The following is a 10,152-nucleotide window of genomic DNA, read 5'->3' as shown; positions in this document are numbered from 1 at the left end:
CCCTGCCGTACGGCAACTACCAGACACTGCCCATGGACATCCCGGTGGAGCAGGAGGGAGATGGTTATGCCCGGCTGCGGGTCCTTTTTGCCGAGAGCCGGATCAGCACTGCCCTGATCCTCCAGGCACTTCAGGACGTGCCGACCGGCCCGGTGCGAATTGCCTGCCCCCTTCGGGAAGGTCATGCCCTCGCCTGGGTAGAGGCACCCTCTGGAGCAACCTTCCACTGGCTGCGCTGCGCTGCCGATGGCCAGGTGCTGCGCCTGCGCCTCGGAACCCCTGGCTTCCGCAACTGGCATGCTTTTGAGCGGGCGGTAGAGGGTGCAGCCTTTCAGGACTTCCCCATCATCCTGGCCACCTGGGGCCTTTCCGTGGCGGAGAATGATCGCTGATGAGCTTCTGGCCTTATTACGGATTAAAACGCGGCATTCAAACGACACCTTGGCCCGCAACGGAAGAACAGACGCCGGGCGTCACGCCAGGACGACCGCAGGCGAGCCAAGTGGTCAATGCCGAGGCACTGGCGCAGGGTTGCCCAACCGGCGCCTTACAGGCGGTCGCTGCAGGAGTGGCCGTGGACTTTGCGCGCTGCATTCACTGTCAACGCTGCCGCCACGGCGACAACGCGCTGCACTGGTCGGAGGACTTTACCTGGACCAGTACCGGCGGGATTGGGTTGCCCCCGTTGGGCAGCCGCTTCCGGCGCTCCCTGCATGTCCTCTATATCGACGCCGGGGCCTGTGGCGCCTGCGTCAACGAAGTCCGGCTGATTGATGCGCCCGCCTACAACCTGCACCGGCTGGGTATTTTTATCACGGCCAGCCCCCGGGATGCCGATGTGCTGCTGGTCGCCGGTCCCATCACCGACGCCATGCGCACCGCCATCGGCAAGGCCTACGCCGCCATGCCTGAACCAAAACGGGTGGTGGGCATGGGCGTTTGCTCCATGAATGGCGGCATCTTCGGGGAGAGCTTCGCCTGTGCCGGTGGGCTGGAAAAAATCATCCCGGTGGATGTATGGATTCCCGGCTGCCCGCCACCACCGCTGGCTATTCTGCACGGGCTGCTGACGGTGGTCGGGCGTGCCATACCGACGGCCCTGAAGGAACAGCCCTGATGCTCTATATCATCGCCTATCTGCTCTTCGCCGCTGGCCCGCTGCTGGCCCTGCTCCCCGGACGCCGTATCCCGTCCGTCCTGGCTTGGAGTACCATGACCACAGGCTGCGTACTCATGGGCACTGAGGGCGTCATCGCCATCGGTGGGCCTGCGGCGCAGCCCCTGATTCAGTTAGCCCTGCCCATCATTGGGCCATTCGACTTCGTACAGACCCCCCTCGGCGGCTTGCTCATCCTGATTACGGCTTCGGTCTTTGCCGTTGCCCTGCCCTTCGTCGCACGGGATGCCAGCGCTTTTTCTCAAGGAAGACGTGCCCTTTTCCTCGCCATTGTCATGCTCACCCTGGCGGCGATGATTGGCTTTTTTTCCGCCGCGACCATCGTCTCCTTTATTTTCTGCTGGGAACTGGCAGCCATAGCCATCTGGGGACTGATCACCTTTGAAACCCGACAGAGCAAACCGGTGGCGGCGGGATTGTTGACGTTGGCGCTCTCCGAGCTGGGCAGCCTCGCCGGGCTGGTGAGCCTGCTGCTGCTGGCTTCTGCCGCCAGCACCCCGCAGTTGGTTGGTATCGCCGCAGCGATACCGCATCTCTCGCCCACCCTCATCCTCGTCGCGGGACTGCTGGCCTTTTTCGGCTTCGGCATGAAGGCGGGCATCATCCCGCTCAATGTCTGGCTACCCGCTGCTCACGGCACCGCACCGCGCTCTACCTCGCCGATCCTCTCCGGCGCCACACTGAATCTCGGCCTTTACGCTTTTTTGCGCATCGACGCCCCCATTGCCCTGCATGCCCCCAATCTGGGGCTGATCATCCTCAGTAGTGGCGCCCTGACCGCGCTCATCGGCATCATCTACGCGCTGGTGGAAAAGGACATGAAGCGCCTGCTGGCGCAGAGTTCGGTAGAAAACATGGGCATCGCCACCGCGGGTATCGGTGCCGGGCTGACCTTCGCCGCCTACGGTCACCCACTGCTGGGCGGAGCCTCCATGGTCGCGGGCCTCTATCACATGATCAATCACTCCACCTTCAAAACCCTGCTTTTTTTGGGGGCGGGCGGCATCGACGCTACCACGGGCACCCACAATCTCGATGAACTGGGTGGACTGATGAAGCGGCTGCCCGCGCTCGGAGGATTTTTTCTGGTGGGTACCTTTGCCATTGCGGCACTCCCGCCTTTTAACGGGTTTGTCAGTGAATGGCTGCTGCTGGAGTCCCTGCTGCGGGTGGTGGAAATTCCTGACATCCCGGTGCGCATTACTTTTGCCCTGTCCGGCGCCTTGCTCGCCCTCACCTCCGGTCTGGCGCTGACCTGCTTCATCATGCTCTCCGGCAGTGCGCTCATGGGCCTGCCGCGCTCGAAGCGTGCCGCGCAGGCGCACAAGGCCCCACGTACCGTGATCATCCCGATGGGGATGCTGGCCGTGCTCAGCCTGCTGCTGGGATTGGCCGCCACCCTCATCATTCCAGTGCTGGGACGGCTGGCCGCCCCCTTGGTCGGCGCCAACCCTACCGCTTCGCTGGTGCCGGCCTTCTTCCACTCGCAGTCCAGCATTCCCCTCGCCGTGCGGCACGCGCTGGACCCTATCGGCGCCAACGTCGGCGCCGCTTTCCTGCCCCTGCGCAGCCTCGTCGTCATGCACCTGGATCAGACCAGCGCACCGGTCGTCTACGCCATGTCGACCATGCTGACTTTTATGGTGCTGACCCTGATGCTCGGCGGCGTCTGGCTGCTGGCGCGGGGTCTGCGGCATAAGCGGATCACCCGCAACACCCTCTGGGATGCCGGCCTGACCCGGCTGCGCCCGGAGATGACCTACACCGCCACCACTTTCGCCGCGCCGGTGCGTGTCGTCTTTCAGGGGCTCTTACATCCGCACATCGAGGAAGACGAGGAACGCCAGGGCGCCTTCGTCCTCACCCGCAGTCACCGGCAGGTCATCACCAACATCAGTGACCGACTGGTACTGAAACCGATGATCAGCGCGGCGTTTACGGTGGCGAACCGCCTCGCCCGCATGCACAAGGGCCGGGTAAACACCTATGCCGCGTACATTCTGCTGGCCATGGTGCTGGCATTGATTATGGTCGGTGGGACGGGACGCTGATGGGAGGTGGTGGCAGATTGGTGGTAACAGCAAGGTTGTCCCATCACCGCTGTTACCGAAGTTGACGGGAGTTTGAATGACTAGGGGTGTTCTATACTCGACTTAGGGCAGGTGTCTGCATTTATTGCCAGACATTTCCGCCATTCATTTTCAGAAACCAAGGAGTCTTAACGTGAAGGATCTACGCACCAACTTTTTGGACCACGTCAAAAAGGGCCTCAACGGAAAGCCGCTACCGCTGCGCATTACTTTCTGGGATGGTCATGAATATGTCTTCGACGAGCAGCCCCTCGTCACCATGCATCTGCGTTCTGCCAAGGTCATCTCGCGCCTGCTCATGGGCAGCGCCCTGGATGTGCTCGGCGAAGGGTATGTGGAAGGCACCATCGGCCTTGATGGTCGCTATCAGGATATTCTCGCGGTGGCAGAGGGGCTGAGTGATGCCTTCCCCGCCAAAAAGCCCAGGGGGGGCATTTTTCGTAAGTATCACGCCGCCCACAGCAAATCCCGTGATGCCGAGGCCATCCACTACCACTACGATGTCTCCAACGATTTTTACAAGCTCTGGCTCGATCGCAACATGGTCTATTCCTGCGGTTACTTCAAAACCGGCAAGGAAGACATCGATACCGCGCAGGAGCAGAAGCTGGATCACATCTGCCGCAAACTCCATTTGCAGCCCGGCGAAAAACTGCTCGATATCGGCTGCGGTTGGGGTGGTCTGCTGACCTGGGCCGCAATACATTACGGGATCCAGGGCGTGGGGGTCACCCTGAGCAAGCAGCAGTTTGCCTACGCCAAGGAACGCATGGAACGCGAGGGCTTGGCCGACCGCGTAGAAATTCGCCTGCAGGATTACCGCGACATTCCCGAACGGGATTATTTCGATAAAGTCTCTTCGATAGGGATGTTTGAGCACGTCGGCCGCGCCAAGCTAGGCGAGTATTTCCAGGTGATCAACCGGGTGCTCAGGGAAGGTGGCTGGGTGATGAATCATGGCATCACCGCCGGCCAGCAGGATGACGAAGACGGCCATCATTCCGGCAGCGATTTCATGGATAAATACGTTTTCCCCGACGGCGAGATCCCTCATTTGTGGCGCCTGGTACGGGAAATGGCGGGGCAGGATCTGGAAGTTCTGGATGTGGAAAACCTGCGCCCCCACTACGCCCAGACTCTCATCCATTGGGTTCAACGCCTAGAAGCACGCAAAGCAGAAGCCGTCGCCATGATCGGGGACAAGCGCTATCGCATCTGGGCCATCTACATGGCGGGCTGCGCCTATGCCTTCTGGCGCAACTGGTCGGCTCTGCATCAGGTGCTGGCGATCAAACAGACCAAAGAAGCATTAACTCCGCGCCCCTGGGAACGGCGCTATCAGTACCAGGAGGACAGCTTCCGCCGGGCCGAGCCGGATTGGGGGGATTTGTAAGGGGTGCGACGTACTTACATCGTCAGCGTCAGCAGGATGTCGGCGTACCAGGCGCAATTGAGGCCCAGCGATTCATCGACTTCGATATCCCGCCCCCCCATATCGATACGCGCGGAATGCACACCCAGCAGCTTCCACGGTAGGGTCTGATCACCCTCCGTACAGCGCAGCACCACCGGTGCGCCACTGCTGCCACGGTGCGTTCGCGCATCCGTGAGGAAATACCCTTGCCCCTGAAAGCGCAGGCCGAAGGAGGAGGCAATGACTGCCTGCCGTACCACTGGCAGATGGTGTAGCGTGTCATGAAAGCCCAGAGGAAAGCCCACGACCAGCAATAAGCTGCCTACTTCAATTTCCTGGAATGAGCTTTGCAAATGCGCCGGTGTAAAACACTGGATCACCACCGACTCCGGTAAGTCACTGCGGTCAATCTCAATCACCGCCACATCAATCTCCCCCCCACTATCTTTACCCTGGCGCCAGAGGCTTTTGCCATCGTGGTAGAGATAAACCGACAAAACGGTTGCGCGGGTTAAATTTTCGGCATCCGTATGGAGTTCAATCTCAATACGGTTCGGGAAGTGTTTACTGGGTTTGTCCGTAACCACATGTCGGCTGGTGACGAAAAATAGTCGGTTGTCGCGGGCGAAAAAGAAACCACTGGCGCGGGTAAGCAGTCGATCATTATCAAACGTCGACACGCGGGCCGTGGTTAAGAGCAGGGATTCAATCATGGGGGTCGGGTCCTAGGATCTAGCCATCCGTCGAGAGGGCTGAACGCACCAGTTGCGGCATCACGAGAAGACCATCAGCACCAGCTATGGCCTCAATATTTATCACTGGCGGGGAAGAGCCCACCTCTCCAAAAATCGTCGCGAAGGCAACGTCAGCGGCATCGCGTCCCGTACCAAAACGTACCAGCCCCATCGGAATCGCGGTTCCCGAAGGGTCGAACAAATACCACCCACCAGCTAAATAAACCTCGACATAAGCATGAAAATCCAGAGGGCCATAGGCGGGATCCACCCCATAATTGATGCCCGTCGTAAAGCGGGCAGGAATATTGCTGGCACGGCACAACGCAATCATCAAATGGGCAAAATCACGACAAACGCCCGCTGTCTCGATCAGGGTGTCGATAGCGGAACTGTTGGAATCCGAGGTGTTTTTGGCGTAGGTAATACGCTGCGCCACCCAGTCACGAATCGCCTGTACCCGACTATAGCCCTGCTGCCGCTGACCAAACTCACGCATCGCCAGCCGATAGAGGCGGTCCGACTGGCAGTAGCGGCTGGGGTAAATGTAGCCTAATACCTGCGCTGGCAATCGCGCCACAGGAACCTCAGCGATCTGTTCTGGCGCAGCCATATAATGGGTCAGGTCAACAGACGCCGTATAAAAGATTTGCAGTGGCCCTGTAGCAGCACTCAGCCGCAGATAACGGTTGCCCGTCGTCGGATCGGCCGCCACGGTCAGCGGCACCTGTTGATTGACCACCAGCGACTCATCGACCACCGTTTGCCGGCTCGTATGCGCGGCATGGATGTTGAAAATGAAGTCACTGCCCGGTTCATTCACTTCATAACTTAAGGCCAGGGAGAGTCGCAGACGAATCATGACCAGGGCACCTCTCCGCGGGCTAAATGTACATTGATCACCGGATCAGGTTTTTCGCCGGATAGCCGATGACACGTTCGGCTGAGTATGCCGCATTGCCGACTGGCGATCCAACCTGGGGGCTGCGCCGTTGCAACCTTTTGTTTTGCGCTGCTTTCGCCTATGCTTACCACTGGTCCTTGCCACCTTCACCGGTGGCGTCGTACCCACCGCTCTCCACAGACGGGTTGCCAGAATGAACCAAAAATGACGACGACGCGGCGTTGGGAACCTGCCCCATGATGAAGATGCGGGATACTGCAGGAACGCGGGGGCAACGATTGGGCACACTCGCGATAAAAGGGTTATTGCGATGGACAGCGCCATGGCCGGATGCCTGGCGCTCCTATTGTGGGGGCTGGTTGGGTCTGCTGGCCATGGCAGCAGTGCCGAAAACACGGCGGGTGGTGGACATCAATCTGGAGATTGCCTTTCCCGACTGGTCTGCAGCCCAGCGTCTGCAACTGCGACGGCGCAATTTTCAGGAGTTGGGGCGAACCGCGCTGGAACTGGGGCCAATCTGGGCGCGGCCCTTGCCGAAAGCGCTGGAAATGGTGCGGGAGGTAGAGGGGGCGGAGGCGGTGGATCAGGCCCTCGCCTTGGGTCGCGGGGTCATTCTGTTTACTGCGCATCTGGGTCCCTGGGAGGCAGCGGTACTGTATACCGGCCAGCGTTGGCCGATTACCGGCATGTACCGGGCGTTGCGGAACCCAGGCATGGATGCCCTGATGCGGCGCGGTCGCGAACGCAGTGGTGCCCGTCAGCTCAACAAGGAAAGAGGCATTCGCCCCTTGTGTCGCCTCCTCAGGAAAAAAGAAGTCATCGGTATCCTGACTGACCAGAATGTCGATCCGCGTGAAGGGGTGTTTGCGCCATTTTTTGCGTACCCCGCTTGCACAACTCCCGTGCTGGGGCGGCTGGCAGCACGCGACCAGGTGCCGGTTTTCGGCATGTTTGCCTATCGTTTGCCGCAAGGGTCAGGGTTCAGAATTGAATTTGTGCCACTGCCCGACAGTTTTCCCAGCGGCGATGCCGTGGCCGATGCCACCACCATGAATGCCTGCATGGAAACCGCCATTCGCAAAGCCCCCGAGCAATACTGGTGGGTGCATCGCCGCTTTAAAGATCAGCCCGCACCACGCGAACGGCCTTACTGAGCCAGCGTCAGATACCCCCGGCACGGGCGTAGTCTGCAAGTTTCGCTGTCAACGTCCTGTTTTCAGAACGATGGGGAACCCTTGCAAGAGATGAATGACCTCTACATACTACATCCAGGTGGCAGATCGTGGCGGCCTCGCCCCAACGAGCCGCATGCTGGGTCATCAGTGCTTTGATAATATTAGATGTCCCTGGTCGTGACCTTCACCTATTCTGATATCACCGCCAACTCTTAACCTTAAGGAAATAGCCATGAAACAACCTAAGTTCGCTCGTTCATTCGCGCTTGGCTCCGCTTTTGCCGTGACCCTCGGCACCCTCCCCGTGCTTGCCGCTTCGGCGGATGCTGCAACCATGAGCATGGCGACTGCGCAGCCCGTAGCCATGAGCACCGCCACCAAAAGCGAAGGCAACTGCTCCCAGAAGATGGGCAAGGGCTCCCAGGAAGGAAATTGCTCCAAGGGCAACATGAAGGCCAAAGAAGGCAAATGCGTCAGTCATGCCGCCATCAAGGCCCACGATGGCAAATGCGGCAAGAGCTTCATGAAACAGTAATCATAGCCTGTGTCTATGCCATCAAGGATTCAACGGGATGAATCTGCCCCGGTGGGATGCAGGCAGCCAACGCCTTAACACCCCATATAAAGGGAGGGGCAGTCATCCATGTTATCCGCTTTGAGCAGCAATCCCCGCACACCCGCCAATAAGGCAGTCGGCTTGGGCCTGCGCCGCGAATTCCTGCCACGACTCCTTGCTACCCCGGAGCACGGGGTGGATTTTTTTGAACTGGCCCCGGAGAATTGGATTAACTTTGGCGGTCGTCCGGCAGCCCAGCTCCGTACCCTGACCGAAAAGCACCCCTTCATCTGCCACGGACTATCTCTTTCCATTGGCGGACCAGCGCCGCTGGACATGGAACTGCTGGAGGCCGTTCAGGACTTTATGACGGAGCATGGTATCCGCCATTACAGCGAGCATCTCGCCTACTGTGCGGACCACGGCCAGCTTTACGATCTGCTGCCGCTGCCCCTCACCGAAGAGATGGTGCAACATGCGGCGGGGCGCATCCGCCAGGCGCAGGACTTCCTGCAAATGCCGCTGATCGTCGAAAACACCGCCTACTACGGCGGATTCCGCCATAGCACGCTCACCGAACTGGAGTTTCTGCTGGCCGTGCTGGAAGAGGCAAATTGTCACCTGCTCCTTGATCTCAACAACCTCTACGTCAATAGCGTCAATCATCGCTACGATGCGGCGGATTTTCTGCGTGCCTTGCCCGCCGGGCGTATCGTCTATCAGCACCTTGCCGGCCATGCCCGGCACCCGCAGGGCTGGCTCATCGACACCCACGATGCGGCGGTGGAAGCGCCGGTCTGGGATTTGCTGCGCCTCAGTGAACGCCTCTTCGGCCCCCTGCCCACCCTGCTGGAGTGGGATAACCAGATTCCGCCTCTGCCCCGGCTTCTGGAGGAACTCCAGAATGTGCGCCACGCGCAGGAAGCCCGTGGCGCAGCCTGAATCCGGCAATGATCCGGCGCTGACCATGGCCCTCGCCGCGCATCTGCGCGCACCCGCAGATCAGGACTGCCCCGCAGACTTCGATTCCCAGGCGGCGGAATTATATCGCGAACTGCTCGTCGGCAATTTTGCGGCGGCCCTGCAAGCCTGCTTTCCCCTCTGGATACGGACGATGGGCGAAGCGCAGTGGCTGGCGTGGCGAGACGCCTTCATCGCCGAACACGCCTGTCGCAGCCCCTTTTTCCGGCAGATACCCGACGAGTTTCTCGCGTACCTGTCTGACCGGCAGGCAGACCTTACGGCAACGCTCCCTTATGCCCTCGAACTCGCCCACCTGGAATGGCTGGAGCTTACTCTGGGTGTCGCCGAGACTGACTTGCCTCCCCAATGCGACCCCGACGGCGACCCCTGGACCAGCACCGCCGTTCTGAACCCGGTGCATGCCCTGCTACAATACCGTTACCCGGTACAACGGCTGATTCTTGATCCGTCTTTCACCACGGCGCCGGGGCTCGCACCAGAGCCCAGCCCCCTTTTTCTCTATCGTGATGCGGAGGATGTCGTGCAGATGATCGTGCTGGATGCCCTGGGCCTCCGCCTTTTCGCTACTCTGCGCGAAACCCCCATGCCCGGTGCCACCCTTTTCGCCCAGTGGCGGGAGTGCGGTCTGTTGGAGCAAGCGACGGACCAGCACAGCCTGGAGGCAACCGTTCGCGCTTTTCTGCAACGGATGCAGTCCGCAGGAGCCATTCTCGGCACCATACCTACGCCCCCATGAGTCACCCGGAAATCGAGCCGGGCTTTATCGTCCTTCATGGCGACCGTCTGGAATGGCTCAGCGATGCGGTCCTGGAGTGGCTGCGCGAGCACCCGCTGCAGCCGCTGGAAGAGGAAATCTTTCTCGTCCAGAGCAACGGCATTGCCGAGTGGCTGCAATGGACCCTGGCGGCCCATGAAGGCATCTGTGCCGCGGTGCGCGTCGCGCTGCCGGGGCGCTTTCTCTGGGACAGTTATGGACGGGTGCTGGGCACCGACATCGTCTCGGCCCGTTCACCACTGGACAAGACCCCCCTCACCTGGCGCCTGATGCGGCTCTTGCCGAAGCTGCTGCCCCAACCCGATTTCGCCCCTCTGCGGCATTTTCTGGGGCAATCCCAACG

Annotated in this window: 11 protein-coding genes; 9 read left to right on the top strand and 2 right to left on the bottom strand. The window is 60.2% G+C overall.

The window, feature by feature from the left end; all coding sequences use genetic code 11:
* From M7F93_RS10010 to M7F93_RS09995, 4 genes are all read left to right on the top strand, one after another.
* The coding region (locus M7F93_RS10010; protein WP_463670971.1) for an NADH-quinone oxidoreductase subunit D-related protein at nucleotides 1-392 on the top strand (392 nt) is incomplete at its 5' end.
* Complete coding sequence (locus M7F93_RS10005) at nucleotides 392-1,117, top strand: NADH-quinone oxidoreductase subunit B family protein (protein ID WP_257481353.1); 726 nt, start codon at nucleotides 392-394, stop codon at nucleotides 1,115-1,117. The genes M7F93_RS10010 and M7F93_RS10005, both read left to right, overlap by 1 nt.
* The gene (locus tag M7F93_RS10000; protein ID WP_298172792.1) at nucleotides 1,117-3,228 is read left to right on the top strand and encodes a proton-conducting transporter transmembrane domain-containing protein; all 2,112 of its coding nucleotides are present in this window, start codon (nucleotides 1,117-1,119) and stop codon (nucleotides 3,226-3,228) included. The genes M7F93_RS10005 and M7F93_RS10000 overlap by 1 nt, the downstream gene beginning before the upstream one ends.
* A gap of 172 nt (nucleotides 3,229-3,400) precedes the next feature.
* On the top strand, nucleotides 3,401-4,660 hold the full coding sequence (locus tag M7F93_RS09995) for an SAM-dependent methyltransferase (RefSeq protein ID WP_298172789.1): 1,260 nt from the start codon (nucleotides 3,401-3,403) through the stop codon (nucleotides 4,658-4,660).
* 14 nt (nucleotides 4,661-4,674) lie between these two features.
* Here M7F93_RS09995 and M7F93_RS09990 read toward each other — a convergent pair whose 3' ends face one another.
* Together M7F93_RS09990 and M7F93_RS09985 are read right to left on the bottom strand one after the other, a co-directional pair.
* Entirely contained in the window at nucleotides 4,675-5,394 is a 720-nt protein-coding gene (locus M7F93_RS09990) for a S1 family peptidase (protein WP_298172785.1), read from the bottom strand.
* 19 nt (nucleotides 5,395-5,413) lie between these two features.
* A complete protein-coding gene (locus tag M7F93_RS09985; protein WP_298172782.1) occupies nucleotides 5,414-6,277 on the bottom strand; it encodes a transglutaminase-like domain-containing protein in 864 nt (287 codons plus the stop codon).
* A gap of 278 nt (nucleotides 6,278-6,555) precedes the next feature.
* On the opposite strand from M7F93_RS09985, the gene M7F93_RS09980 reads away from it, so the two are divergent.
* The 5 genes from M7F93_RS09980 to M7F93_RS09960 all read left to right on the top strand — a co-directional run.
* The gene (locus M7F93_RS09980; RefSeq protein WP_298172778.1) at nucleotides 6,556-7,473 is read left to right on the top strand and encodes a lysophospholipid acyltransferase family protein; all 918 of its coding nucleotides are present in this window, start codon (nucleotides 6,556-6,558) and stop codon (nucleotides 7,471-7,473) included.
* 253 nt (nucleotides 7,474-7,726) lie between these two features.
* A complete protein-coding gene (locus M7F93_RS09975) occupies nucleotides 7,727-8,029 on the top strand; it encodes a hypothetical protein (protein ID WP_298172775.1) in 303 nt (100 codons plus the stop codon).
* A 108-nt stretch (nucleotides 8,030-8,137) separates the two neighbouring features.
* Complete coding sequence (locus M7F93_RS09970) at nucleotides 8,138-8,992, top strand: MbnB/TglH/ChrH family RiPP precursor modification enzyme (RefSeq protein WP_298172773.1); 855 nt, start codon at nucleotides 8,138-8,140, stop codon at nucleotides 8,990-8,992.
* Nucleotides 8,979-9,770, top strand: a complete 792-nt coding sequence (locus M7F93_RS09965) for an HvfC family RiPP maturation protein (protein WP_298172770.1) — start codon at nucleotides 8,979-8,981, stop codon at nucleotides 9,768-9,770. The genes M7F93_RS09970 and M7F93_RS09965 overlap by 14 nt, the downstream gene beginning before the upstream one ends.
* Nucleotides 9,767-10,152 (top strand): exodeoxyribonuclease V subunit gamma (locus M7F93_RS09960; RefSeq protein ID WP_298172767.1); only part of this gene is annotated, 386 nt, incomplete at its 3' end. The genes M7F93_RS09965 and M7F93_RS09960, both read left to right, overlap by 4 nt.

The organism is Acidithiobacillus sp. (genome assembly GCF_027322205.1).
In the GTDB taxonomy this organism is placed as follows: Bacteria; Pseudomonadota; Gammaproteobacteria; order Acidithiobacillales; family Acidithiobacillaceae; genus Acidithiobacillus.
The sequence above is the reverse complement of the archived record's forward strand: the minus strand, read 5'-3'. Positions and strand labels throughout refer to the sequence as shown.

Bases quoted from the DNA above. Each gene is read 5' to 3' on its own strand.
- M7F93_RS09975 (WP_298172775.1), top strand. From the start codon at position 7,727: ATGAAACAACCTAAGTTCGCTCGTTCATTCGCGCTTGGCTCCGCTTTT.
- M7F93_RS09985 (WP_298172782.1), bottom strand. From the start codon at position 6,277: ATGATTCGTCTGCGACTCTCCCTGGCCTTAAGTTATGAAGTGAATGAA.
- M7F93_RS09970 (WP_298172773.1), top strand. From the start codon at position 8,138: ATGTTATCCGCTTTGAGCAGCAATCCCCGCACACCCGCCAATAAGGCA.
- M7F93_RS09990 (WP_298172785.1), bottom strand. From the start codon at position 5,394: ATGATTGAATCCCTGCTCTTAACCACGGCCCGCGTGTCGACGTTTGAT.
- M7F93_RS09980 (WP_298172778.1), top strand. From the start codon at position 6,556: ATGATGAAGATGCGGGATACTGCAGGAACGCGGGGGCAACGATTGGGC.
- M7F93_RS10000 (WP_298172792.1), top strand. From the start codon at position 1,117: ATGCTCTATATCATCGCCTATCTGCTCTTCGCCGCTGGCCCGCTGCTG.
- M7F93_RS10005 (WP_257481353.1), top strand. From the start codon at position 392: ATGAGCTTCTGGCCTTATTACGGATTAAAACGCGGCATTCAAACGACA.